Annotated in this window: 27 protein-coding genes and 1 tRNA gene; 15 read left to right on the top strand and 13 right to left on the bottom strand. The window is 38.6% G+C overall.

Annotated features, from left to right (window positions below):
• Positions 1 to 15 precede the first annotated feature (15 nt).
• The 6 genes from tnpA (VSAL_RS14200) (at position 16) to VSAL_RS14175 (ending at position 6604) form a co-directional block, all read left to right on the top strand.
• The gene (gene tnpA, locus VSAL_RS14200) at positions 16 to 330 is read left to right on the top strand and encodes an IS66 family insertion sequence element accessory protein TnpA (protein ID WP_012548925.1); all 315 of its coding nucleotides are present in this window, start codon (positions 16 to 18) and stop codon (positions 328 to 330) included.
• Positions 327 to 674: an IS66 family insertion sequence element accessory protein TnpB gene (gene tnpB, locus VSAL_RS14195; RefSeq protein WP_012548924.1), complete on the top strand. Its 348-nt coding sequence runs from the start codon at positions 327 to 329 to the stop codon at positions 672 to 674. The genes tnpA (VSAL_RS14200) and tnpB (VSAL_RS14195) overlap by 4 nt, the downstream gene beginning before the upstream one ends.
• 71 nt (positions 675 to 745) lie before the next feature.
• A complete protein-coding gene (locus VSAL_RS14190) occupies positions 746 to 2233 on the top strand; it encodes an IS66-like element ISVsa2 family transposase (protein ID WP_012551158.1) in 1488 nt (495 codons plus the stop codon).
• Positions 2234 to 2393: 160 nt separating this feature from the next.
• Positions 2394 to 4115 (top strand): acetolactate synthase 3 large subunit, encoded by a 1722-nt coding sequence (locus VSAL_RS14185; protein WP_012551157.1) that lies wholly within the window; start codon positions 2394 to 2396, stop codon positions 4113 to 4115.
• Positions 4115 to 4609 carry an acetolactate synthase small subunit gene (gene ilvN, locus VSAL_RS14180; protein WP_012551156.1) on the top strand — a complete coding sequence of 165 codons (495 nt, stop codon included), beginning with the start codon at positions 4115 to 4117 and terminating at the stop codon, positions 4607 to 4609. The genes VSAL_RS14185 and ilvN overlap by 1 nt, the downstream gene beginning before the upstream one ends.
• 120 nt (positions 4610 to 4729) lie before the next feature.
• Complete coding sequence (locus VSAL_RS14175) at positions 4730 to 6604, top strand: sensor domain-containing diguanylate cyclase (protein WP_044583332.1); 1875 nt, start codon at positions 4730 to 4732, stop codon at positions 6602 to 6604.
• A gap of 310 nt (positions 6605 to 6914) precedes the next feature.
• Here the strand turns inward: VSAL_RS14175 and VSAL_RS14165 are convergent, their stop codons facing one another.
• From VSAL_RS14165 to VSAL_RS23920, 6 genes are all read right to left on the bottom strand, one after another.
• Positions 6915 to 7574: a GntR family transcriptional regulator gene (locus tag VSAL_RS14165; RefSeq protein WP_012551153.1), complete on the bottom strand. Its 660-nt coding sequence runs from the start codon at positions 7572 to 7574 to the stop codon at positions 6915 to 6917.
• A gap of 228 nt (positions 7575 to 7802) precedes the next feature.
• On the bottom strand, positions 7803 to 9215 hold the full coding sequence (pykF, locus tag VSAL_RS14160; RefSeq protein WP_012551152.1) for a pyruvate kinase PykF: 1413 nt from the start codon (positions 9213 to 9215) through the stop codon (positions 7803 to 7805).
• 381 nt (positions 9216 to 9596) lie between these two features.
• Positions 9597 to 9998, bottom strand: a complete 402-nt coding sequence (locus tag VSAL_RS14155) for a hypothetical protein (RefSeq protein ID WP_012551151.1) — start codon at positions 9996 to 9998, stop codon at positions 9597 to 9599.
• A gap of 89 nt (positions 9999 to 10087) precedes the next feature.
• Positions 10088 to 11632, bottom strand: a complete 1545-nt coding sequence (locus tag VSAL_RS14150) for a long-chain-fatty-acid--CoA ligase (protein WP_012551150.1) — start codon at positions 11630 to 11632, stop codon at positions 10088 to 10090.
• A gap of 187 nt (positions 11633 to 11819) precedes the next feature.
• Complete coding sequence (locus VSAL_RS23925) at positions 11820 to 12146, bottom strand: outer membrane protein (RefSeq protein ID WP_231850855.1); 327 nt, start codon at positions 12144 to 12146, stop codon at positions 11820 to 11822.
• Positions 12147 to 12183: 37 nt separating this feature from the next.
• Positions 12184 to 12441, bottom strand: a complete 258-nt coding sequence (locus VSAL_RS23920; RefSeq protein ID WP_231850854.1) for a hypothetical protein — start codon at positions 12439 to 12441, stop codon at positions 12184 to 12186.
• A 187-nt stretch (positions 12442 to 12628) separates the two neighbouring features.
• Here VSAL_RS23920 and VSAL_RS14140 point away from each other — a divergent pair, with 187 nt between their 5' ends.
• The gene (locus VSAL_RS14140) at positions 12629 to 12811 is read left to right on the top strand and encodes a hypothetical protein (protein WP_044583330.1); all 183 of its coding nucleotides are present in this window, start codon (positions 12629 to 12631) and stop codon (positions 12809 to 12811) included.
• Between the two features lie 25 nt (positions 12812 to 12836).
• On the opposite strand, the gene VSAL_RS14135 is transcribed toward VSAL_RS14140, so the two are convergent.
• From VSAL_RS14135 to rpsU, 5 genes are all read right to left on the bottom strand, one after another.
• Positions 12837 to 12912, bottom strand: a tRNA-Ile gene (locus VSAL_RS14135).
• 151 nt (positions 12913 to 13063) lie between these two features.
• A complete protein-coding gene (gene rpoD, locus VSAL_RS14130) occupies positions 13064 to 14896 on the bottom strand; it encodes an RNA polymerase sigma factor RpoD (RefSeq protein ID WP_012551149.1) in 1833 nt (610 codons plus the stop codon).
• Positions 14897 to 14993: 97 nt separating this feature from the next.
• The gene (dnaG, locus tag VSAL_RS14125) at positions 14994 to 16754 is read right to left on the bottom strand and encodes a DNA primase (protein ID WP_012551148.1); all 1761 of its coding nucleotides are present in this window, start codon (positions 16752 to 16754) and stop codon (positions 14994 to 14996) included.
• 113 nt (positions 16755 to 16867) lie between these two features.
• Positions 16868 to 17311, bottom strand: a complete 444-nt coding sequence (locus VSAL_RS14120; protein WP_012551147.1) for a GatB/YqeY domain-containing protein — start codon at positions 17309 to 17311, stop codon at positions 16868 to 16870.
• Positions 17312 to 17340: 29 nt separating this feature from the next.
• The gene (gene rpsU / locus VSAL_RS14115) at positions 17341 to 17556 is read right to left on the bottom strand and encodes a 30S ribosomal protein S21 (RefSeq protein WP_005421025.1); all 216 of its coding nucleotides are present in this window, start codon (positions 17554 to 17556) and stop codon (positions 17341 to 17343) included.
• Positions 17557 to 17783: 227 nt separating this feature from the next.
• Here rpsU and tsaD point away from each other — a divergent pair, with 227 nt between their 5' ends.
• Positions 17784 to 18800 carry a tRNA (adenosine(37)-N6)-threonylcarbamoyltransferase complex transferase subunit TsaD gene (tsaD, locus tag VSAL_RS14110; RefSeq protein WP_012551146.1) on the top strand — a complete coding sequence of 339 codons (1017 nt, stop codon included), beginning with the start codon at positions 17784 to 17786 and terminating at the stop codon, positions 18798 to 18800.
• Positions 18801 to 18873: 73 nt separating this feature from the next.
• Here tsaD and plsY read toward each other — a convergent pair whose 3' ends face one another.
• The gene (gene plsY / locus VSAL_RS14105; protein WP_012551145.1) at positions 18874 to 19455 is read right to left on the bottom strand and encodes a glycerol-3-phosphate 1-O-acyltransferase PlsY; all 582 of its coding nucleotides are present in this window, start codon (positions 19453 to 19455) and stop codon (positions 18874 to 18876) included.
• A 145-nt stretch (positions 19456 to 19600) separates the two neighbouring features.
• Here plsY and folB point away from each other — a divergent pair, with 145 nt between their 5' ends.
• The 3 genes from folB to VSAL_RS14090 are packed head-to-tail and all read left to right on the top strand — an operon-like array spanning position 19601 to position 21251.
• On the top strand, positions 19601 to 19954 hold the full coding sequence (folB, locus tag VSAL_RS14100) for a bifunctional dihydroneopterin aldolase/7,8-dihydroneopterin epimerase (protein ID WP_012551144.1): 354 nt from the start codon (positions 19601 to 19603) through the stop codon (positions 19952 to 19954).
• Positions 19951 to 20439, top strand: a complete 489-nt coding sequence (gene folK, locus VSAL_RS14095; protein WP_012551143.1) for a 2-amino-4-hydroxy-6-hydroxymethyldihydropteridine diphosphokinase — start codon at positions 19951 to 19953, stop codon at positions 20437 to 20439. The genes folB and folK overlap by 4 nt, the downstream gene beginning before the upstream one ends.
• An 8-nt stretch (positions 20440 to 20447) precedes the next feature.
• Positions 20448 to 21251 (top strand): undecaprenyl-diphosphate phosphatase, encoded by an 804-nt coding sequence (locus VSAL_RS14090; protein ID WP_012551142.1) that lies wholly within the window; start codon positions 20448 to 20450, stop codon positions 21249 to 21251.
• 65 nt (positions 21252 to 21316) lie between these two features.
• Here VSAL_RS14090 and VSAL_RS14085 read toward each other — a convergent pair whose 3' ends face one another.
• On the bottom strand, positions 21317 to 22540 hold the full coding sequence (locus VSAL_RS14085) for a multifunctional CCA addition/repair protein (protein WP_012551141.1): 1224 nt from the start codon (positions 22538 to 22540) through the stop codon (positions 21317 to 21319).
• Between the two features lie 141 nt (positions 22541 to 22681).
• On the opposite strand from VSAL_RS14085, the gene VSAL_RS14080 reads away from it, so the two are divergent.
• The 4 genes from VSAL_RS14080 (at position 22682) to tnpB (VSAL_RS14065) (ending at position 25775) form a co-directional block, all read left to right on the top strand.
• Positions 22682 to 24241: an ExeA family protein gene (locus tag VSAL_RS14080; RefSeq protein ID WP_012551140.1), complete on the top strand. Its 1560-nt coding sequence runs from the start codon at positions 22682 to 22684 to the stop codon at positions 24239 to 24241.
• Positions 24242 to 24943, top strand: coding sequence for a general secretion pathway protein GspB (locus VSAL_RS14075; RefSeq protein WP_012551139.1), 702 nt, complete (start codon positions 24242 to 24244; stop codon positions 24941 to 24943).
• A 176-nt stretch (positions 24944 to 25119) separates the two neighbouring features.
• Positions 25120 to 25431 (top strand): IS66 family insertion sequence element accessory protein TnpA, encoded by a 312-nt coding sequence (tnpA, locus tag VSAL_RS14070; protein WP_012549149.1) that lies wholly within the window; start codon positions 25120 to 25122, stop codon positions 25429 to 25431.
• Complete coding sequence (gene tnpB, locus VSAL_RS14065; protein ID WP_012548924.1) at positions 25428 to 25775, top strand: IS66 family insertion sequence element accessory protein TnpB; 348 nt, start codon at positions 25428 to 25430, stop codon at positions 25773 to 25775. Before tnpA (VSAL_RS14070) ends, tnpB (VSAL_RS14065) begins: the two co-directional genes overlap by 4 nt.
• Positions 25776 to 25812 lie beyond the last annotated feature (37 nt).

Here is a 25812-nt window from a genome sequence, read left to right as displayed (position 1 = left end):
AACGAGAACGTAATTATGCAAAAAGATAAAAAGAGAACACCAGAGCAATGGCACGCTCTATTTGAATCTCAGCAATCTAGCAAGCTTAGTGCCGCTGAATTTTGTCGTAACCATAATATTCTGCCAAAGACATTTAGTGCACGTAAAGCACGATGGAAACAAAAGATTAACGCTTCTACTTTCTTGAAAGTAGAAGCGTTAACATCAACTATCATCGCCACTCCACAATTACCAGATATTCAACTTTCTATCGGAAAATTGCGATTAACATTGCCAGCTAATACTGAACCTCACTGGATAGGACTCTTATTAAAAGGGTATCAATCATGAATGTATTTACTGATGTTTCCACCATTTATCTTCATCGTGATTTTGTCGATTTTCGCAAGGCCATTAATGGCCTTGTCGTGATTGTTGAGCAAGAAATGCAACTATCACCGTTTAGTGATGCTCTATTTATATTTTGCAATAAGCCTCGTGATAAACTCAAAATATTGTATTGGGATAAAACAGGATTCGCTTTATGGTACAAGCGATTAGATGAAGACCGCTTCAAATGGCCACGAAATATAAATAACGATACGTTAGCATTATCAGAGCAGCAACTGACACTGCTATTACAAGGTTTTGATATCTTAGGACATCAACCGGTACATTATCAAACAACCCTTTAAATAGTTGATTCTCAGTCAAGAATAGGAGGCAACCGATTGATTACCTGTATTATCGTTATATAGTCATCTACATGATTGATAAAATAAAACCACTTCCTGATACCATTGACGAGCTGAAAGCACTTGTGCTTCAGCTTGAAAATAAATATAACCGTCTTCTAGAGCAATTTCGACTGGCTCAACATCAGCGCTTTGGTAAAAGCAGTGAATCTGACTCGACTCAATTTGATTTATTCAATGAAACAGAAGAAGAAATCATCATTGAAAATGATGACACACAAACGATTACCTACACTCGTCAAAAGCCAAAACGCCAACGCTTACCTGAAGACTTACCGCGTACTGTTATTATCCACGACATAAAAGATAAAACTTGTAAGTGTTGCGGTCTAGAGATGCATGCGATGGGTAAAGACATCAGTGAAAAGTTGGAATTTGTACCAGCTAAAGTGGAAGTTATTCAACATGTTCGTCCTAAATATGCTTGCCGAAATTGTGAAAAAAACAATACTTCAGTAGACATTAAACAAGCCCCAATGCCAGCGTCACCAATCCCTAAAGGGATTGCGACCGCAAGTTTACTTGCTCAAATTATTACGGCTAAATTTCAATACAGTCTTCCACTTTATCGTCAAGAAACGTTATTTCAGCAATGGGGTATCATTATTGGACGGCGAACGATGGCGGATTGGTTAATAAAATGCTCGGTACTATTTACCCCTCTTAATAACGAGTTACATCGTATTTTGCTTGAACAACCCACTCTGCATTGTGATGAAACAACGGTAAATGTGTTGGATGTTGAAAAAGCAAAATGTTATATGTGGGTCTACTGCTCTGGCTATGATTCTCCAGGCTCTGGTGTTTTGCCTGGAATTGTACTTTATGATTATCAATCTAGCAGGCATGGCTACCATCCAGTTAACTTTTTAAAAGGTTATAACGGGTATTTACATACCGATGGTTACCAAGGTTATGAACAAACTGAAGCGATTTTAGTTGGCTGTTGGGCACACGCACGTCGACGATTTATTGAGGCTCAACGTGTTCAAGTAAAAGGGAAAACAGGGAGTGCAGATTGGGTATTGAGTAAAATCCAAAAGCTATACCGGATCGAATCGTTATTAAAAGAGGCTTCCCCTGAAGCCAAGTATGTTGCTCGGCAGACAGAAGCCCGCGATTTACTTAAAGAGCTCCGTGATTGGCTTGATAGCGCAGTTAGTCGAGTATCACCTAAAACAAAATTAGGTGAGGCGATTAGCTATACATTAAATCAATGGGATAAATTAGTTCGTTATATTGATGATGGATTGTTATCTATTGATAACAATCGAGCAGAGCGAGCGGTTAAACCGTTTGTTATCGGCCGGAAAAACTGGTTATTTTCGGGTTCAACGGCTGGTGCAGATTCAAGTGCAATGCTTTACAGCATTGTAGAAACAGCAAAGGCAAACGGATTAATCCCTTACGATTATATTAGGTATTGTCTAGATCGTTTATGTGTTGGATCGCCAGCTATCGATTCACTTTTACCTTGGAATGTAAAAGACAAGGTGTAGTTCCCCGCACGCTTACTTTGTTATCACATATAGCCATATGCATAGGGATTTAATTTAATTAATTCGGTTTAGGCTAAAAATAAGCCCTAACTATGTAAAACCAATAATTTGTAGATAATTCAAATCTTCTATTTGAGGTTTTCAGCGTCTGGAGATAAATATGGAAATGTTATCTGGCTCAGAGATGATCGTACAGTCTTTGATTGATGAAGGTGTAGAGCACATATTCGGATACCCTGGCGGTTCTGTTCTTGATATTTATGATGCGTTGCATATGAAAAGCGACGATATTCAACATGTATTAGTGAGACATGAGCAGGCAGCAACACACATGGCTGATGGTTATGCACGTGCAACAGGTAAACCTGGCGTGGTTCTTGTGTGCTCAGGCCCGGGAGCAACGAACACGATTACAGGAATAGCAACGGCCTATATGGATTCTATTCCAATGATTGTGCTATCTGGCAACGTACCAAACAACATGATTGGCACTGATGCCTTTCAAGAGTGCGACATGGTAGGCGTCTCTCGCCCGATAGTTAAGCATAGTTTTTTAGTTAAAAAAGCCGAAGACATTCCTGAAATTATAAAAAAAGCATTTTATATTGCATCGACAGGCCGACCAGGCCCTGTTGTTATTGATATTCCTAAAGATGTCATGAGCCCTGCATTTACATTCCCTTATCAGTATCCTGAAGCGGTTTCGTTACGTTCTTATAATCCCACAATGAATGGCCATAAAGGGCAAATTAAAAAAGGGCTAAAAGCATTACTTTCTGCTAAGAAGCCTGTCCTTTATATTGGTGGTGGTGCAATTATTTCTTCCGCAGATGCTCAAATATTAACGTTAGCTGAAGCGTTAAACTTACCCGTCATAAGTACCTTAATGGGGCTAGGAGCATTTCCTGGTACGCATAAGAATGCATTAGGTATGTTGGGTATGCATGGTACGTATGAAGCAAATATGACAATGCACAATGCAGATCTAATTTTTGGTATTGGCGTTAGATTCGATGATCGAACGACGAATAACTTAGAAAAATATTGTCCAGATGCAACCATTATGCATATTGATATCGACCCTTCTTCTATTTCTAAAAATGTTCGAGTGGATTTACCTATTGTTGGTTCTGCTGATATTGTCCTCGACTCAATGCTGTCATTAATGAATGAACAAGATGGACATAATGATGCCGAAGCGATGGAAGCATGGTGGAAAGATATCGCAGGGTGGCGTGCTCGTAATTGTTTAGCGTATAAAAAATTACCGGATAAAATTAAACCGCAACAAGTGATAGAAACACTCTATAAATTAACCAATGGTGATGCTTATGTTGCTTCTGATGTAGGTCAGCATCAAATGTTCGCGGCATTATATTATCCATTTGATAAACCTCGTCGTTGGATAAATTCGGGTGGTTTGGGGACAATGGGCTTTGGTTTACCTGCGGCTTTAGGGGTTAAATTTACGCATCCTGATGACGTTGTTGTGTGTGTTACCGGAGATGGCAGTATTCAGATGAATATCCAAGAGTTATCAACGGCGCTTCAATACGATATTCCGGTAAAAATTATTAATATTAATAACCGATTTTTAGGCATGGTTAAACAATGGCAGGACATCATTTATCAAGGCAGACACTCAAACTCTTACATGAGCTCTGTTCCTGATTTTGCAGCGATTGCAGAAGCTTATGGACACGTTGGAATCCGAATTAATCACCCTGATGAATTGGAATCTGGTCTAGAAAAAGCATTAGCAATGAAGGATCGACTGGTCTTTGTTGATATTAATGTTGACGAAACGGAACATGTTTACCCAATGCAAATTAAAGGGGAAGCAATGGACAAGATGTGGCTAAGTAAGACGGAGAGAACGTAATGAGACATATAATATCACTGCTATTAGAAAATGAGTCAGGGGCGTTATCTCGTGTTGTAGGTCTGTTCTCTCAACGAGGTTATAATATTGAGTCATTAACGGTTTCTCCAACTGAAGATAGAACCTTATCGCGCTTAAATATCACGACTGCAAGTGATGCTATGGAGCTTGAACAGATTCAGAAGCAATTACATAAATTAATAGATGTCATTAAAGTACAAGAAGTCACAGACGCTGACCATGTAGAGCGAGAACTTTTACTTATTAAGGTTAAAGCCAGCGGTTTTGCACGCGAAGAAGTCAAGCGTACTGCTGATATTTTCCGTGGACAAATCGTTGATGTAACCAGTTCTTTATATACCATTCAGTTAACAGGGACATCAGAGAAACTCGATGCGTTTATTACCGCGGTTTCTGAAGTGACGGATGTTATCGAAGTGGCAAGAAGTGGTGTTGTTGGTATTGCTCGAGGAGAAAAATCTCTTAGAGTGTAATATTCATTTACAATTCAATTAGATAGATTTATAAATCAAGCCTTCTTTTTGAGAAGGCTTGATTGTTTATATAATGATAAAAATATAGAATGACGCCCTGTATGTTTGAGTTCAACTGACATGAATAAGAAAAGTTTTAAAATAGTAGCTTATTCTAGCTGTGTTTATCTTGTGTTATCAATGATAACGCTGGTGTATTTTTATAGTGAATATCAGAAAGAAAAACTGGTTATTATTGAGCAAGTTCAAAATGAATCAACTCGACAGTTAGCTTATACACATCATGAATTTGATGAGTTATTAACTCGTATCCAAAATACATTAAGCTTACTCTCTGACAGCCGACCTGTTTATGATTATTTTTTATATCCTTCCAATCGTGCTAAAGCAGCCGTAGAAAGCTCATGGGTTAATTTGGTTAAAGCTGAAAAGTTCTTCTCTCAATTAGAGCTTATCGATAACCAAGGGATTGCTTTATTTAGCTTATCTTATAACGCCATCAATAATGAGACATCTAAACATAATTTGCCCTTAACTGTCGTGAATCACTCCTTATTAACAACGTTATCCCAATTAGCTGCCGGACAAGTATTTTCGGAAGGGGTGGTCTTAAATGAAAAGTTAGCGACGTCGGGTGTTTATAAGCCAGTCATGCAAATTATTATTCCAATTGAAGTGTTAGGATCTCGTAAAGGGTATGTTGTTGCTGAACTGAGTGAGACGAGAATTGAAAATGTGATTAAATTTTCTCCTACGCTTAATATCTCTCCCTCTATCGTTAATCAAGATGGTTATTATTTATTAACGAATAAGCGAAATAAAATGTTTGGTCATCTTGTTAATGGAAGAGAAGATCAAACATTAAAGGCTGAAAATTCGGAGTTATGGCGCTTAATGACTACTCAAAAAACAGGCAGTGCTTACATTGATAAAAATATTTTTTCGTTTTATAAATTCTCTCTTAATCAAAAAGTGCCAAATAAAGAAGTGTACTTTTTATTGGATTACTCTGAAGAAAGCTTGAATGTTTTATTTCAAGAAGCGAAGTCTGAATTAATCGAAGAAACAACGATTGTATTATTGTTATTAAGCTTAATCGTACTTCCTTGTGGGGTCGCTTTAACATTATGGGATAAATCAAATATTGAAAGCCAACTTGCAAAGTCAGCTCTTGAGGGGATGACGGCTGTGGTGATCACAGATAAATATCAACGAATTATAAAAGTAAATTCAGCGTTTTCTTTAATTAGTGGATGCTGTGCATCAGAGACGATAGGAAAAACCACATTTGATGTATTGAAGTCAGGTGTTGAACATTCAGAAAAGCGAGTTCAGAACTGGAAACAAGTCGAAGAACTGGGTGTTTGGCAAGGTGAAATCGAAGCATTAAATAAAGACGAAAAAAAATTAAGCTTGCTGGTAAGAATTCAAGTTGTTAAAAATAAGCGTAAAGACATTCAATATTATATTTTGTCTTATATTGATATTACTCAACGAAAATTATTAGAAAAAGAATTGCGTTATTTAAGTGAAAAAGACAGTTTATCGGATTGTTGGAATCGCAGAAAATTCGAGTTTGAATTAGAGAATCAGACGTTATTAACGAATCGTTATTACCCAGTACATCAATGTTGTTTAGCCATTCTTGATATTGACTGGTTTAAAAGAATTAATGACACTAAAGGCCATGACGTTGGTGATAAGGTCATTTTTCTTGTCGCAGGTATACTGCAAAAAGGCTCTAGAGATGGAGGAGAAGAGTTTGCGATAATTATGCCTCATACTGAGTTGAAAGATGCAGAGAGGGTCGTCAATCGCTTACGTGTCGCGGTTTCTCAATTGGAAGAATATCAATTAACGATTAGTGGTGGTTTGGCTGATATAGGTATTGCAGGTAATGATGCTTATAAATGTGCCGACTTAGCATTGTATGAATCAAAAACCAATGGACGTAATCTTATTTCTATTTGTAGTGATTTAGGGGATTTGGCTTAGGTACATTATCGCTTATTAGACTAAAGTAGTAAGACGGCTATACTTATTAGTATCGTTTAATTTGTCTACAGCAGGACGCTGATATTGCAAAGTGATGCGCAGGACTAAAGAGGCTGGGGTATTTATGCTTACAGATTTTTTAGTGAGATTAACAATCGGCAGTTTGGCTATTCTAGGATTTCAGTTAAGTGCAATATACTTTTTACTTATGGTGTTATTGATTGGTACGCATAATAAAGAGTTTTTTGGATGGTAAGCTAAACACGAATACAAAAAACCAGGTGATTTACCTGGTTTTTTTGTAGACAAATTAAGCTTCAAAATAGGCAGAGAGTAGATCCATGGTCTTAATATAATGACTTTCTAATAATGCAACCGCTTGATCTGTATTTCGAGAAAGCGTTAATTTCATGATTGTTTCATGTTCTTCCAAATAATCAGTATGTTCTTTATTAAACATTTTATGTGTATTTTGAAGATGGCGATAACGCCTAATTTGGTTTGTTAATTCTTGATAAAACTGGAACATAATAGGAGCGTCTGCGCCAGAAAGCAGTGAGTTATGAAAGTCAGAGTGACGCTGTGTCCATTCTTGGATTGCTTCTGGTGTATTCTCTAAGTTGACTTTACTTAATCTGTGGTAGCTTGTTAATACACTGAGTTCCCACGCTTCATCACCTTTAGAAATGGCTTTTTCTAACAGCATTTTTGCTACAACTCGTAAACCTTCGAATAGCTCTTCAAGTTCAATAATTGAGATCGTTGCAACCCAACATCCCTTTTGAGGTTCTAGCTTAACGTATTTGCTCCATGATAATTGAACAAGAGCTTCACGAATTGGAGATGCGCCTACGTTGTAGCGTTTTTTTAATTCAGCAACAACCAGCTTTTTACCGGGGTGAAGATCGCCACTAAGAATATCTTGGTGGATCATTTTTGATACTTTATCAGTAAGGGTAGGGCTAGACACTGCGATTCTCTCTATAAATATTCATAGCAGATCATCGGTTTAGGCCTGTGTTTAGCTTATCGAGTAAGGTGTGCTAAATAAAGGGTGGCTATACCATCTGCTGTGTGGTTAATAATGCGGAAGAGAGTATACCGTATTGCATGTTTTGTGCCAATGATAATTCATAAAAAAAGAGAGCCGAAGCTCTCTTTTATTGATTGTTACGTAATTTTTATATATTCATCTGAATTATAATACGTGAACAGATGCTGTGTTAGTTGTGCCTGATGGTACTAGAGCACCAGAAACCATAACAACGATATCGCCTTTAGCGCCAATACCAGACTCAAGAGCTAACTCTTTACCGCGTAGGTAGAATGCGTCAGTACTGTCGATAGCATCAACAACCATTGGTGTAATACCTTTAGAAAGACAAAGTTGAGCTGCTGTCTTAGTATTAGTCGTTACGGCAATGATTCTTGCTGTTGGGAAGTATTTACGAATAGAACGAGCTGATTTACCCGCTTCTGTCGCTACTACGATTACAGGTGCACTTAGTTTCTCTGCTGTATCAACAGCGCCTTTACATACCGCTTCAGTGATACGTAGACGTGGGCTGTCTAGGCGAGAGCTAAGCTCTGCTTTTAATACTGCATCTGTACGAGCACAGATTGTCGCCATGATAGTCACAGCTTCGATAGGGTATTTACCTTTCGCAGACTCACCAGAAAGCATTACTGCATCTGTACCATCAAGGATTGCGTTAGCTACGTCGCCCGCTTCTGCGCGAGTTGGACGTGGGTTTTTGATCATAGAATCAAGCATTTGAGTTGCAGTGATTACAACTTTACGTGCGCGATTACATTTCTCGATCATCATCTTCTGTGCAAAGATTACTTCTTCAACAGGGATTTCAACACCAAGATCACCACGAGCAACCATAATACCGTCAGAAGCTTCTAGGATTGAATCGAAGTTATCTACACCTTCTTGGTTTTCAATCTTAGAGATGATTTGGATGTGCTCGCCGCCGTTAGCAACAAGTAGAGCACGGATTTCTTTAACATCTTCTTCTTTACGAATAAAAGATGCAGCAACGAAATCAACGCCTTGCTCACAACCAAATTTAAGGTCAGCTTTATCTTTTTCAGAAAGAGCTGGAAGCTTAACTGAAACACCAGGAAGGTTAACACCTTTGTTTTCGCCTAGGTCACCGTTGTTAAGAACTTTACATTTAACTTCAGTTTCAGTAGTCGAAACTACTTCCATTTCAATTAGACCGTCATCAACAAGGATAGTGTTACCAGTAACAAGATCTTTTGCAAAACCTGGGTAAGTAACAGCAACAACGTCTTTATTACCTACAACTGAAACGTCAGTTGTAAATGTGAAGTCTTGACCAGCAACTAGAGCGACATCATTGCCGTTGTCTAGTTTGATAGTACGGATTTCAGGACCTTTAGTATCAAGAAGGATAGCAAGTTGCTTACCTGTGTTCTTCATTACTTGACGAAGATTATCGATACGGTTGCCGTGCTCTTGGAAATCGCCGTGTGAGAAGTTAAGGCGCATTACGTTCATGCCAGCATTTGCTAATTCAGTTAGTTTTTCTACTGATTCAGTTTTTGGGCCAATCGTACAAACGATTTTGGTCTTTTTCATGTGAGAAATCTCTCCAGATAAGTATATTTAAAATGATAAACACAGTTACGCTCAGCTTAATGGTATGAAGTGTTGAAATATAACAACAAATTCTTGCTTCATTACTCATATGGCTAAGCATATAAATTCAATAATTATTGGTAGTGTAGACCGAAAAGAGTAATGGATTATTGATTCAGGTAAACAATTTGCTCTTTAATCACAATATTAAAAACAAACTTACATTACTTACATTGTCTCGATCAGATCTTTTTCGTAATTTTCTATCTATTTTCGGGCAAATTCTAACAGTAAAACTGATGAAGATCACTTTCTTGTTGTTATGTTCGTTAGCAAATATTTATTTTACAAATCAAAAAAGGCACATAGAGTGCCTTTTTATTATTGATTTTCAATTGGTTGATATGCCTTAAGTTTTTGCATACCTTTAGCTAATTTTACAAACCAAGTCCCAATTGCTAATAATGAAATTATTGCACCAATAACGGGAATAGCAGAATAGATTTTCTCTAAAATAGAGCTATGTACCCAGTACTCTAAGCCGGCAACCATTCCACTCATTGTTGCAGCAGTAACACCAAGAACAACAAAGAAAGTGAGAAACAAAAAGAAGCTCTTGATAATGGCATAGTAGTGACTATTAATGACTTCGTCATTAGTCCCTTTATTCATTTGATAACCAGCGTATATGATGGCAACAATACCTGAGACCATTAATGTTAACGGAGTAAGAAGGCTGGCAATGTAGGCAAACCAAATGCCTTTATTTGTTTTATTCGACATGGTAGTTATCCAATTATTAAATTGTTCCGCAAGTATATACCTATTCTTTGTGTGGGAATATACCTGCAAAAATAGTGGTGAGGGGAGAGTTAAGGTTTTAGCATTCGCTTTAAGATTTTCCCCGTTGCTGTCATTGGTAGAGCTTCAACGATATCGAGATGTTTAGGGCATTTATAGTCGGCTAAATGTTGCTTGCTCCATTTTATCAATTCTTTTTCTGATATTGAGTGGCCTTCTTTTAAAATAACAAATGCTTTTACTTCTTCCCCAAATCGAGGGTGTTCAATGCCAATTACTGCCACCAAATGAACCGAAGGGTGCTTCATATACACTTCTTCAACTTCTCGTGGATACACATTATAGCCACCGCTAATGATCAGCTCTTTTAAGCGGTCAACGACATAGATATAACCTTCGTCATCAAAGCGTACAATATCTCCGGTATGAAGCCAGCCATCAATAATGGTTTTTGCTGTTTCCTGGGGCTTTTTGTAATAGCCTTTCATCACATTATGACCTCGGATTACCAATTCGCCTTCTTGTCCTACAGGTAATTCATGACCATTTTTATCGATGACTTTCATTGTTATGCCCGGCAAGGGTTGACCAATACTGCCGGGCTTGCGTTGAAACTCTAGATGATTAAAAGCCGCTACCGGAGATGATTCAGATAAACCGTAACCTTCAATGACAGGAACTTGTAGTTTCTCTTCAAATTGCTTTAGTACTTCTATCGGCATTGAAGCCCCACCTGAAATGGCCACTTTTAATGTTTGTGCTATTTCTTTTAGGTAGTCACCTTTATTTTTTTCGGCATAAGCAAGCAACCCAATAAACATGGTAGGCACACCAGCAAGGTGCGTAACTTTATGCTCATGAATTTGCTGCAAAACGGTTTTAGGTACAAAGCGAGAAATAAGCACTAATGCACTGCCAGCTAAGATAGAGGTGTTCATTATTAACGATTGGCCAAACGTATGGAAAAGAGGAAGTATGGCAATGCTAACGTCCGTTCCTTTTTGGTTCGTTAATGATTGGCAAGCCTGTGCATTACAAAGCATATTACTTTGACTTAATTCTGCGCCTTTTGCTGTACCTGTTGTTCCAGAGGTATATAAAATTACACAGCTGTCTTGAGCGGTTCTGCAAACGGTATCAAAGGTATCTCTGCCAGTGTTTAACCATTGATTAAAAGAATACGCAGCAACTGGTTTCTGTGATTCGGTCGTCTCAATTAAAATGAAATGCTCACAAAAATCGGCTTTTTCGTAGCCATCATAACCAAATTTACCTATCGGCATTGCATCAGAGCCTTGGTATGAAATAAGAGCAACAGCGTCGGAGTCTTTTAAATGATAAGCAACTTCATCACTTTTCAACATTACGTTGAGAGGAACGACTACTGCACCTATTTTTTGTATTGCGTAATAAGCGATAACAAACTCAGGGGTATTTGGGCACGAAAGTGCGATTTTGTCATCGGGTTGGATGTGCAGTTGTGTTAGATGATCAGCAATGGCATTTACTTTTTTATTGAGCTCTGAATAAGTCATCTTTAGGTCATGAAAAATTAGGGCAATATTATTTGGACGAAATGTGGCGTTACGCTCAAGGTTGGTCGCAAGATTGTACATATATAACCTTTCTTGGTTTTTGTTGTTGATGTTATATCGAGATCTAAGTCTCTCTAAATGCGTTAAGTGTATATCAAGAAATGAAAAAAAGTAGGGAGGTCAAAGGGGATTTTGTGTTTTTATTATCAATAAGAGCAGTAACTTACTTATTTGTCGATTACTGCTTATTTATTGAGATAGATTGGATTTAAAATTTATAGGAAGCACCTACATAAAGGGAATCCAATGAGTATAAGTTGGTCTCTGTGGTTAAGCCGCTGCCGCTTTGATAATCGAGATACTCCACAGAATATAAGTCCATTTCATAAGCGGCTCTAAATTGAATGCCGTTCAATGCTGTTGGGGTATATTCAACACCAAACCCAAATTTAAATGCGGCGCCTTTATCATCAGTTAACAATTCTTCATTTTGATTTAAATCTAAGCTAGACATACCAACTAAGCCAAAAGGTCTAAGCCCATTATCAAAGGTGTAGCCTAAATTAGCCGCTAATGAGATAGAGGTTGGCTTCATTGAATAGTTACCTACTTTGGCTTTTGCTGTTCCATAATCAGTATAGGTCCCTTCTAATGCCGACTATTTTATTAAATTGATAACCAAGATAAATTTTAGTGGAGTTACCATCCGCCTTTGCTGAAATCTCGTTACTATTGTATCCCCAAGAATCTTCTTCTGAGTACCCAAAAGTGCCGAAGCCTGCACCAATATAAACGCCACTGATTTTAGGTCCTTGTGTTGAAATATCCTCATTTGCAATAGCGAAAAGTGGGGATGTTGCTAGAACAAGCGGAAGTAATATTCTTTTCATTGATAACTCCATAATCAAATTAATTCGTTATCAGTATAGGTAGGTTTATTTAATATCCAAGGTGCGAATGATTGATTCTGAGGGATGGATAGTGCAATTGGTTCTTTGATAGAGGAAAAGGCTATTTTTCAATGCTCGCTTAATATTGAATAATGGATTTTTCTATGGCGTATCAAAGGAATTGAGAATGAATAATAAAGGGATCATTAGCGTTGTGATTTTATTGATTATGGCTGCGATATTCACTTCTGGATTAATAAGAGCAATGATTGAACTCTCTGTTTTCTCCATACTCATTGGGTATGTATTACTGGAGAAAAAGAAGAAAACAAATCGCTTTTCTCTCAATGACAAAAAGCCAGATAAGTAGTGATACTTATCTGGCTTTTTTAATTTGGTGGCCCCTCCCAGATTTGAACTGGGGACCGAACGATTATGAGTCGTGCGCTCTAACCACTGAGCTAAGGGGCCTTACTAGGTGGTGATTATAGGGGAAGATGAAAAGGGTGTCTAGAGAGAAGGCGTTTGCTTTTTAATCAGTTAGTCAAAAATATGGATTTAGATCGAAAAAAGGTGAGCCTAAGCCCACCTTTTTGATTCTATTGATGAATAATCGTAATTATTATTCGTCTAAGAAACTACGTAATACTTCAGAACGACTTGGATGACGCAATTTACGAAGCGCTTTTGCTTCGATTTGACGAATACGTTCACGTGTTACGTCAAATTGCTTGCCCACTTCTTCTAGCGTATGGTCAGTATTCATATCAATACCGAAACGCATACGAAGTACTTTTGCTTCACGAGGTGTTAAACCAGCAAGAACATCGTTAGTTGCAAATTTCAAACTGGTTGAAGTTGCAGAATCAACAGGAAGTTCAAGGGTATTATCCTCGATGAAATCACCTAGGTGCGAATCTTCATCATCACCAATTGGTGTTTCCATTGAAATAGGTTCTTTTGCAATTTTCAAAACCTTACGGATCTTGTCTTCTGGCATTTGCATGCGTTCAGCAAGTTCTTCAGGTAATGGTTCGCGACCCATTTCTTGTAGCATTTGACGTGAAATACGATTCAATTTATTGATCGTTTCAATCATGTGTACAGGAATACGAATAGTACGTGCTTGGTCGGCAATTGAACGAGTGATAGCTTGACGGATCCACCATGTCGCATAAGTTGAGAACTTATAACCACGACGGTATTCAAATTTATCAACGGCTTTCATTAGACCAATGTTACCTTCTTGAATAAGATCCAAGAATTGTAAACCACGGTTTGTGTATTTTTTTGCAATTGAGATAACAAGACGTAAGTTTGCTTCAACCATTTCTTTTTTCGCACGACGAGCTTTCGCTTCACCGATAGACATACGACGGCTGATGTCTTTGATATTTACAACTGGTAAACCTGTTTCTTTAACAATGCTGTTAATTTTCTTAATTGAACGGCGAATGTCTTCTTCGTAACGCTTTAGGCGTTCTACGTATGGCTTATCTGACGCAAGAATTTCGTTAAACCATTCGTCAGAAGCTTCATTGCCTGAGAACAGAGCAATAAATGACTTCTTAGGCATTTTCCCGTATTCAACACACATACGCATAATTAAGCGTTCTTGTGTACGAACACGATCCATGCTGCCACGCATTTCACGAACAAGAAAATCAAATTGTTTAGGGATCAGTTTGAATTCACGGAATACATCAGTGAGTTCACCGATTGCTTCACGAGCTTTTCCGTTATCACGACCATGCTCTTCGAAAGCAAGTTGCATGTTATGATAAGAAGTACGAAGTTGAGTGAATTTTTCCAAAGCAAGCTCTGGATCGATACCTACATCTTCTTCCTCATCATCTTTTGCTTCTTTATCTTCATCAGCAAGATCTGATTCGCTCAATTCTGAGCCGATATGAGTCGCAGTTGGTGCCGCTGAACCGTCATCATTAGGATCAACAAAACCAGAGATGATGTCAGTTAAGCGAATTTCTTCGGCTTGAACTTTATCAAACTGTTCTAGTAAGTATGAAATAGCGCCTGGGAATTCAGCAACAGAACACTGAACCTCATTGATGCCTTCTTCAATACGTTTAGCGATGTCGATTTCGCCTTCACGAGTAAGAAGTTCAACGGTACCCATTTCACGCATATACATACGAACTGGGTCCGTAGTACGGCCAATTTCACTTTCAACACTTGATAGTGCGGCTGCAGCGGCTTCTGCTGCATCTTCATCAGTTACGGCATCATCATCATTCAATGACATATCATCGGCATCAGGAGCGGTTTCAACCACTTTGATACCCATGTCATTGATCATTTGAATAATATCTTCAACCTGCTCAGAATCTACAATTTCTTCTGGTAGGTGATCGTTAACTTCTGCGTAGGTCAGATAGCCTTGTTCCTTGCCTTTAATTACAAGTAATTTTAGCTGTGACTGCGGATTTTGATCCATAGACGGTTCCTACTTTTGGTCTGTGTGACAGAATTAGTATGCGAAATGCAAACCACAAATAATAACAAATTTTTTTATTGATGACGATGTCGGGATTCTATGCTTTTAATTCTAGCATTAAGGCTAGTAGCTCCCGTTTTTCTTCGACTGATAAGCCAAGCGTTCTTTCTTTCGTCTGCAAACTTTCAATTTGTTGGTTGATGCACTGGGCTAAAATGTTGTCCAGCGAATCCATAAATACATCTTGTATATTGTCTTGGTCTATATGGAGTTCCCATGCTGCCAAGCGTGATAATAGTTTTTCATTTTTATCACCGCGCCAATATTCTAATAATTGGCCTGTAGTGATATGGGGATTATGTCGGCAATTTTCAAGTAATTGTAGAAATAAACTTAAACCCGGCAGTGGAATATCTTGAACACTGCTTAAATCTGGGACTAATTGAGCTAAATTTGGATTTTGTAATAACAACGTAATGACTTCGCGCATCGCTGTTCGTTTAATATCTGGTTGTACCTGTCGCTTGGTTTCAGGAGCACCTTGTTTAGATATTAGTTGCTGTAATTGGCTTTCATCCATAATTCCAAGCGTTTTGCCAAGTTGCTCACGTAAATAAAGGCGTAACGTACCACCAGGAACTTTGTCTATGAGAGGAACAGCAAGTGTTGTGAGTTTTGCTTTGCCTTCTCGGCTGCTTGTATCTACTTGATCAATCAAGCTTCTAAACATGAAATTAATCAATGATTCAGATTGAGCGATTTCTCGCTCGAAGGCTTCTTTACCATATTGACGGATATAGGTATCTGGATCTTCACCGTCGGGTAAAAACATGAATTTTAATTGGCGGCCATCATTGAGGTAGGGAAGCGCTTGTTCCATTGCTCGCCATGCCGCTTCCCGACCCGCTCTGTCTCCATCGTAACAACATACGACAGTGCTTGTTTGACGGAAAAGTAATTGCATATGATCGCCGGTAGTTGCTGTGCCTAGGGAGGCAACGGCATAATCTACACCGAATTGAGCAAGGGCGACAACATCCATATAGCCTTCAACAACCAAAGCTTGAGGCAGGTCTTTATACGCTTGTAATGCTTCGTATAAGCCATAAAGTTCTTTGCCTTTATGGAAAATAGGCGTTTCTGGAGAATTTAAGTATTTCGGTGTACCTTCACCAATAACTCGACCACCAAAACCAATAACGCGTCCGCGACGATCTCGAATAGGAAACATGACTCGACCACGAAAGCGATCATAGCGTCGCCCTTTATCGTTTTCAATTAACATCCCGCCACTCACTAAAGCATCTTGTGATGCTTTGTCGCGACCGAAGTTATTTTTCACTAATTCCCATTCATCAGCAATATAACCAACCCCAAATTTTTGAGCAATCTCACTAGAGAGACCGCGTTCTTTAAGGTAGTTAATTGCAACAATGTTATTAGCGGATTTTAATTGAGAACGATAAAACTGACTAATACCGCCCATTAGATCGTATAAACTGCGTTTTTGTTCTGAATTTGCGGTTGGGCCAGAAGGCGCACTAAAGCCACTACGCTGTTCGCGAGGAACATCTAAACCAAGCATTGAAGCAAGTTCTTCGATGGCTTCTACAAACTCAAGACGGTCGAATTCCATTAAGAAATCAATGGCATTACCATGAACGCCACAGCCAAAGCAGTGATAGAATTGCTTTTCTTGGCTTACAGAGAAAGAAGGACTTTTTTCATTATGAAAAGGGCAACAAGCACCGTAGTTTTTCCCTTGTTTTTTTAGTTTTACTCTAGTGTCGATGATGTCGACAATATCGTGTCGATTTAAAAGTTCATCAATAAAACTACGAGGGATATGTCCGGACATGCTACTTCTTACCTCAATGGTTTTTCATACTATTCTAGTGTTTATATTATCTCAGATACAAACAAGCCGTGCATATCAAAGATAGCACGGCTTGCTTTATAAATAGAGTAGTATTAAGCCAGTTTCGATTTGACGAGTTGGCTTACTTTACCCATGTCAGCGCGGCCTTGGATTTGAGGTTTTAACACGCCCATCACCTTGCCCATATCTTGCATTCCAGCAGCACCAGATTCAATAATTGCTTTGTCTAATAACTCAGCAACTTCTTCATCGGTAAGTGCTTGCGGCATAAAATCATCAAGTACTAAAATCTCAGCACTCTCTTTATCTGCAAGATCATCACGACCAGCGGCAGTAAACTGCGACACTGAATCACGACGTTGTTTAACCATCTTAGTTAACACAGCAATGATATCATCGTCAGACAAAGTTGTATGACCATCGATTTCACGTTGTCTAATTTCAGATAAAGCTAAACGAATTGTGCCAAGGCGTAATTTGTCCTTGGCTTTCATCGCTAACTTTTGCTCGTCTTTGAGTTGTTCAATTAGAGCCATAACTTAGTCCTAAATAGTTAGGTAAGTTATTAGTACAGGCGAACGCGACGTGCGTTTTCGCGAGACAACTTCTTAGCATGACGCTTTTGAGCTGCTGCTTTAGCGCGTTTACGTACTGTAGTAGGTTTTTCGTAATGCTCACGACGGCGAACTTCAGAAAGAATACCTGCTTTTTCGCAAGAGCGCTTGAAACGACGTAGTGCAACGTCGAACGGTTCGTTTTCACGTACTTTAACTACTGGCATATGCCTTTCACCTCAGGTGTTAGTCAATTCGCTGGTAGTTATAATTAACCAGCTATTATTCAAATTGGTGCCGAATTTTAATCCGATCACGTCGTTTTGTAAAGCATTCTTGATTAAGAATTGAGTAATTTCTTTGTTTATTTTAGCTATGCTAGTCATCTCCTTGCTTGAGCTAGCTTAGGGATGTAGGTAATATGGCGATAAATTAACAGGTAACAGAGAAAAATATGCGAATTTTAGGTATTGAAACCTCGTGTGATGAAACGGGTGTGGCTATTTATGATGACGAAAAAGGGCTATTGGCTCATCAGCTGTACAGCCAAGTTAAGTTACACGCAGATTATGGTGGTGTAGTACCTGAATTAGCGTCTCGTGATCATGTTAAAAAAACAATTCCACTGATTCAAGCGGCATTAAATGATGCTGGCATGACAAAAGATGATATTGATGGTATTGCGTATACCGCTGGCCCTGGTTTGGTTGGTGCGTTATTGGTTGGTTCAACTATTGGTCGTAGCATTGCGTACGCATGGGATGTACCTGCGATTCCTGTTCATCATATGGAAGGACATTTATTGGCTCCAATGCTGGAAGATAATCCACCGGAGTTTCCGTTTGTTGCATTGCTCGTGTCTGGCGGACATACGTTGATGGTTGAAGTTAAAGGCATTGGTGATTATCAAATTCTTGGAGAATCTGTGGATGATGCTGCGGGTGAAGCGTTTGATAAAACGGCAAAATTAATGGGATTAGATTACCCAGGTGGCCCACGACTTTCTAAATTAGCGGAAGCGGGTGTGAAAGGTCGTTTTAAATTCCCTCGCCCAATGACTGATCGTCCGGGACTTGATTTTAGTTTTTCAGGATTAAAAACATTTGCTGCAAATACCATTCGAGCAAATGATGACGATGAACAGACTCGTGCAGATATTGCATTTGCTTTCCAAGAAGCAGTGGCGGATACGTTAGCGATAAAGTGTCGTCGTGCTTTAAAACAAACAGGTATGAAGCGATTGGTGATGGCGGGTGGTGTGAGTGCAAATACGTATCTTCGTCAGGAATTAGAAGCCATGATGAAGAAAATTGGTGGCGAGGTATTTTACCCTCGAACTGAGTTTTGTACGGATAACGGTGCGATGATTGCTTATGCAGGAATGCAACGTTTGAAAAATGGCGAAACAACAGATTTGGCCGTTCAAGCTAAACCTCGTTGGCCGATAGATCAATTAGCACCGATTAAATAAGAAAAGATCGACAGAGATCGTAATGGATCTTTTTTACGAAATAAAGAAGGGGGACTTATTAGTCCCTTTTTCTTTACCAAATTTTCTTTTCTTTTCCGGCAAAAAAACGTCGAATATTTTCGTGATGTTTTAAGACGATTAAGCATGAAAGCATCGCAACGGGTAACGTATATTGAGGTTTCACAAGCCACGTGAATAAAGGGGCGAGTAATGCGGTGGCCATTGAGGCTAACGAAGAATATCCAGTAATTAGTACGATTACGACCCAAGTTCCAAATAGAAGACCAGTTAGATCTAAACCGATAGGAGCCAGTGCACCTAATGCGGTAGCGACGCCTTTCCCTCCTTTAAAATGGAAAAAAAGCGGATACATATGCCCTAAGCACGCCGCAATAGCAATAATGCCAAGTAGTAGTGGATTGCTCTCAAGAAAGTAACCTCCCCATACCGGTAACATTCCTTTTAAAATATCACACAGTAGAACCAGACCTGCCGCCCCTTTTCCACCCAGTCGGAATACATTGGTTGCACCAGGGTTTTGAGATCCTGATGTTCTAGGATCGGGTAAGCCTCTTAATCGACAAATAAGCACAGCACTAGAGATCGATCCCAGTAGATAGGCGATGATGATCATAATTAGCGCAAGAGGAGTCATGAATGAGCCTTTATTTAAGTGTTCAACAGCGATCAGAAATAACTTTTATAGTATATTGCTCTACACATTGAGCAAGGTAATAACAATATTACGTTGTTTTTCTTTTGATGGGTATCCGACCTCTTAATAAAAAGTGTGATCAAAGATGGATTTAGTATTTATAAAACAACTTGAAGTTATTACAACCATTGGTGTTTATGAGTGGGAACAGGGCATTAAACAGAAGCTAGTATTAGATATTGATATGGCTCACGATAATAAACCAGCCGCGGATTCTGATAATGTAGAGCAATGCTTAAATTATGCAGAAGTCAGCGACGCGGTTACTGCGCATATTCAACAAGGGCGTTTTTTACTTGTTGAGCGAGTGGCAGAAGAAATTGCCGAGCTAATAATGACTCGTTTTTCTGTTCCTTGGGTTCGCATTCATTTATCAAAACCTGGTGCGGTAGTTAACGCGCACAGTGTTGGTGTGGTGATTGAACGAGGATCAAAATGAGCACTGTGTATATCGGTGTAGGTTCCAATATTGATCCTGAAAAACACGCAAAAATAGCAATAACAGAGCTAAAGCAATTGGGTAAGTTAAAAAAAGTATCAACAATTTATGAAGCGGAACCGGTTGGTTTTTCGGGGGATAATTTCTTTAATTTTGTTGTTGAGCTTGAAACAAAGCACAGTTTATCTTTGTTAGGCGATTATTTGCGTGCTATCGAGATTAAGTGGGGTCGCAAGCCCCAAGCACAAAAAAATCAAGATAGAACCTTAGATCTTGATATTTTACTTTATGATAATGTCGTATCTAAATTAGCTCCAACATTACCAAGAAGCGATCTTTTTAAGTTCGCTTTTGTGATTTTGCCTATGGTTGAATTAAATCCTGAATTGGTTATTCCAAGTACAGATAAAACCATTAGTGAAATATGGGCGGGTTTCCCTAGAACTCAATCATTAACACCTGTCACTTTGACATTGATTATTTAAGAGATGTAATGACGTATTTTGAAGCATTTTTTCTTGCTTTATTGCAAGGATTTACTGAATTTTTACCAATATCTAGTTCGGCTCATTTAATTTTACCGTCGGAGGTACTTGGTTGGTCTGATCAAGGTTTAGCTTTTGATGTTGCTGTTCATGTTGGTACGTTAGCCGCGGTTGTTATGTATTTCAGAAAAGAAGTAGTGACATTACTTTCTGCTTGGACTTTCTCTATTGTAAAAAAAGAACACAATAAAGAATCTAAACTAGCGTGGTTAATTATATTATCAACGATTCCTGCCGCAGTATGTGGGCTGATGTTTAAAGACTTCATTGAAGTTTATTTACGTAGTGCTTGGGTGATTGCGATAACGACTATCGTGTTTGGTCTATTACTGTGGTGGGTAGACAAAAACTCAACGCTTGTTAAAGATGAATATGAAATGACGTGGAAAAAAGCCTTGTTCCTTGGTATTGCTCAGGCAGCAGCTATGATCCCAGGAACATCACGCTCAGGTATCACAATCACAGCGGCGTTGTATCTTGGCTTTACCCGTGAGGCGGCAGCGCGTTTTTCTTTCTTAATGTCGATACCAATTATTACCTTAGCTGGTTCTTATCTTGGTTTAAAATTAGCATTAAGTGATGCGATTATTCACTTTGGTTTCTTAGGTACCGGTATTATTGTTTCATTTATTAGTGCTTATATTTGTATTCACTTTTTCTTGAAACTGATTTCGAGTATGGGAATGACGCCATTTGTTATATATCGATTATTGTTAGGGACGAGCCTACTTGCTTGGTTAGCGTTAACGTAATAATTAGAGTCTAGATTAAGGTGGTTGTTGTAAGTGATGAACTTATTAACAACCACTTTTTAATTCTAGTTTATTAAAAGTGCCACTTTGACAGCTTCAATTCTTCTCTTGGTTAATTCATCTCTGATTTCTGGTCCTTTAAACCCTGCTGCGACCACTTCTTTTACCTCTACATGTTGTGCTGCATTAAATGCGGATTCCATTCGTTCTTTTTGAGGGTATGGATTTAACTCTAACCCTAGTCGCCCTGCATGATCGGCTTGGCAGCACAATAGAATCGATTCTAAACGTTCTGGTTTACGCCATAAGTCCATTTTATCGAATATCTTGATAAAGGTTTGTGCTCGTAGTTCTGAAGCTCTGTGGACATTTGTGTGATGCTCACAAACCAATAAGGCTAGCTCTTTGTATTCATTAGGGACTCGAACTCGCTTACACAAATTCTTGATTACTTTTATCCCTGTATGGCAATGCATTTTGTGGCTTGGCCATTCTGATTCAGGAGTAATCCCCTTACCTAAATCATGAACTTGCGCTGCAAAGCGTATTGGAAGTGAGGTACTTAGTAATGATGCTTGCTGAGAAACCATCAATGTATGCATTCCAGTATCAATTTCTGGGTGCCATTGTTCTGGTTGAGGAACGCCAAATAAAGCATCAATTTCCGGCAATACGACCGCTAATGCACCACATTCTTTGAGTACAGAAAGAAAAATATTTGGGTGTTTACTTGATAATGATTTTTCCCATTCTTGCCATACTCGTTCTGGGGTTAAATGAGAGAGCTCGCCACTCGAAACAAGTGTTTTCATTAATTGCATTGTTTCTGGTGCAATTGTAAAACCAAGATAATGAAAGCGAGCGGCAAAACGAGCAACTCGTAGTACCCGTAACGGGTCTTCGACAAAGGCATTGGATACATGGCGTAATAACCGATTCTTTAAATCTTCTTGCCCATGGTAAGGATCAATTAATAGGCCCTTATCTGATTGAGCTATCGCATTAATCGTCAAATCTCGACGCAACAAATCTTCTTCTAATGTGACATCTGCTTCTGCGTAACAAGTGAATCCTTTATATCCTTGACCACTTTTTCGTTCTGTTCTGGCTAAGGCGTATTCTTCTTTTGTTCTTGGGTGTAAGAAAACAGGAAAGTCTTGCCCTACGCTTTGGTAGCCAAGCGAATTCATGTGAGTGGGTGTAGAACCAACAACGACCCAATCTTTATCTTTTACGTCAATATTGAGGAGTGAATCTCGAACTGCACCACCTACTAAATAAATTTGCATCTGTTTTTCCTACACACAATCAAGATAAAGAGAACTTTCTTTACTTTCTGACTTCCAATGATACCGTGCAATGATAATATTTCGACTTTTTATTCGAAGACTCACTCATCGATATAGATAAATTAGGTAGATCCCCCTTTTATGTACCAAGACTTCTTTGGCTTTACTGAATGTCCATTTTCAATGACTCCTAATGCGCGTTTTCTTTATTTAAGCGAGCGTCACAAGGAGGCATTAAGCTATTTGCAATCAGGATTAGGGCAAGGGGGCGGATTTGCTTTATTAACGGGAGAAGTTGGTACTGGTAAAACGACAGTATCGAGAGCACTTTTTTCGGAGTTAAATGAAAATATACATCTTGCTCTTATTTTAAATCCGACATTTACCGCATTGGAATTATTCACGGCTATTTGTGATGAGTTAAAAATTGAATATTCATCAACACCGTCATTAAAGCAATTAACGGAAGTGATTGTTGAGTTCTTAGTGAGTGAAGATAAAAAGGGATTTCAAACCATTGTCGCGATAGATGAAGCTCAACATTTAGGTCCTGATGTATTAGAACAGCTTCGTTTATTAACTAATTTTGAAACGGACAGTGATAAATTATTAAAGGTTCTGTTGATTGGTCAGCCTGAACTGCAACAGAAACTGCAACAAGCTAATTTACGCCAGTTGGCTCAGAGGATCACCGCTCGATATCATTTATTGCCGTTAACAGTAGAAGACATCCAATATTATATCGATCACCGTTTGCAGGTTGTTGGTAGTAATGCGACGTTATTTTCGTCTTCGGCGATTAAAATCATCGCATTGCGATCAAAAGGCATTCCCCGTTTGATTAATCTATTATGCGATAAGGCACTATGGGTGAGTTACCAACAGGGAGAAAAAAACGTTAATGCTTCATCGGTAAAGCGTGCTTGTGAATTGGTTTTAGAGTGGGAAATCCCAGCAGTAAGTCACATTGACCTACCCGCTAAAAACAACGCGCCTTGGTTAATGTTATCTATTGCAATTGCACTATCGGTTAGTGGTACTTGGGGGGTTTATAAAGCACTCCCTAGCTACTTAGCATCGACGTATCCTATCGTCGAACAAGTGAAAGAACATCCATTAATCGGCTTTGATTCCGAGCAAGCGGCTTTTCAACAATTACTCGAAGTATGGGGTTATGAAACAAATACATTTCAAGCCAACTGTACTAATGCAAAAAGAGCGCAGTTATATTGTTTAGATAATAATGGGTCTTTAAATGATCTATTAGCACTAAATCGCCCCGCGATTGTATGGTTACAACAAGAGAATGGAGATGACTTACTGGCTATTGTTTATCATATCTCATCTAAAAATATTGCATTATTATTGCCAGAGCGCCAGATTGAAGTTTCTCATCAATGGTTTGAAAAACATTGGAATGGCGCTTATATGCAACTCTGGAAAAAACCAATTATGACCAAAAGAGCGATGAGACTTGGTGATGAAGGTGAAGCCATTGTGGAATTGAATCAATTACTTTCTTTTGCCTTAGAGCAACCACTGACTGATTCGAATCGTTTTACTGAAGAAACCGAAGAACAAGTTAAGCAATTTCAAGCTATTTTCGGTTTGAAGACAGATGGAGTGGTGGGGTCAAGTACGTTAATGTGGTTAGACAGTGTGATAAATACCAATGTCCCTATGCTTCAAGGAGACAAATAAATGAGTACTTTCTTTTCTCATCCTTCAAAGTTTTTGATAGGTTCATTGGTGATATTACCTCCCTTTGCTTTATCCTTGGTTATCGCGTTGCCTTATTATGAAGCAAGTAAGCAAGAAATTGTTCCCTATCACGCCAATTATGTTGAGTTAGCATTCCCTACATGGGAAACACAAAAGATCCCTATGCGCCGTCATTTGTTAGCGCTTAATTCTTCAAATAATGCAAAGAAAGAGGTAGAGACGCCTCTATCTGATAAGACTGGATTCGGTACAGTCAAGCGTGTTCCCGCTCAAGCTAATTCAAGCATTACGTCAGCGAAACAAGAAAAAGATTTTAATATTAATAATTTAGATTTATCTGGATTGTCACCTGAGCTTGCAGCGCGGTTTGAATCGGCTATGAATGATCCGGCAGACGTTAATCAAGAGAAAGAATTTGTTTGGGATAATGATGAATCGACCATTGAACTTGTTAAAAATGGGGCTGAATTTATGGGGCGATTACCCGCGTTGAATTTTCAGACGCACAATTACACATCTAAGCTCAGTCAGCGGTGGGTAAAAGTGAATGGAAAAGAAGTCAGTGCAGGGGAGAAAATCACACCTAGTGTGTCATTACTTGAGATTAACCCAAGAAATGTAATCATTGAGTTTGAAAATAAAAAAATTGAAGTGCCTGCACTTTATGAGTGGAAAGGATGATGGATGTTCTTTCTGTATAAATAAGTGGATTATATAGATACAAAAAAGCTCAGAATAATTCTGAGCTTTTTTGTATTAGTTGAACCTTAATAAATGTAAGCGTGCGGGGAACTACACCTAACAAATAAAATTCATTATGCGTATCTTACGATCTTTCATTTAACGAGAACGTAATTATGCAAAAAGATAAAAAGAGAACACCAGAGCAATGGCACGCTCTATTTGAATCTCAGCAATCTAGCAAGCTTAGTGCCGCTGAATTTTGTCGTAACCATAATATTCTGCCAAAGACATTTAGTGCACGTAAAGCACGATGGAAACAAAAGATTAACGCTTCTACTTTCTTGAAAGTAGAAGCGTTAACATCAACTATCATCGCCACTCCACAATTACCAGATATTCAACTTTCTATCGGAAAATTGCGATTAACATTGCCAGCTACTGAACCTCACTGGATAGGACTCTTATTAAAAGGGTATCAATCATGAATGTATTTACTGATGTTTCCACCATTTATCTTCATCGTGATTTTGTCGATTTTCGCAAGGCCATTAATGGCCTTGTCGTGATTGTTGAGCAAGAAATGCAACTATCACCGTTTAGTGATGCTCTATTTATATTTTGCAATAAGCCTCGTGATAAACTCAAAATATTGTATTGGGATAAAACAGGATTCGCTTTATGGTACAAGCGATTAGATGAAGACCGCTTCAAATGGCCACGAAATATAAATAACGATACGTTAGCATTATCAGAGCAGCAACTGACACTGCTATTACAAGGTTTTGATATCTTAGGACATCAACCGGTACATTATCAAACAACCCTTTAAATAGTTGATTCTCAGTCAAGAATAGGAGGCAACCGAT

The organism is Aliivibrio salmonicida LFI1238, from assembly GCF_000196495.1.
Classification (GTDB): domain Bacteria; phylum Pseudomonadota; class Gammaproteobacteria; order Enterobacterales; family Vibrionaceae; genus Aliivibrio; species Aliivibrio salmonicida.
This window is presented reverse-complemented; position numbering and strand designations above follow the sequence as displayed.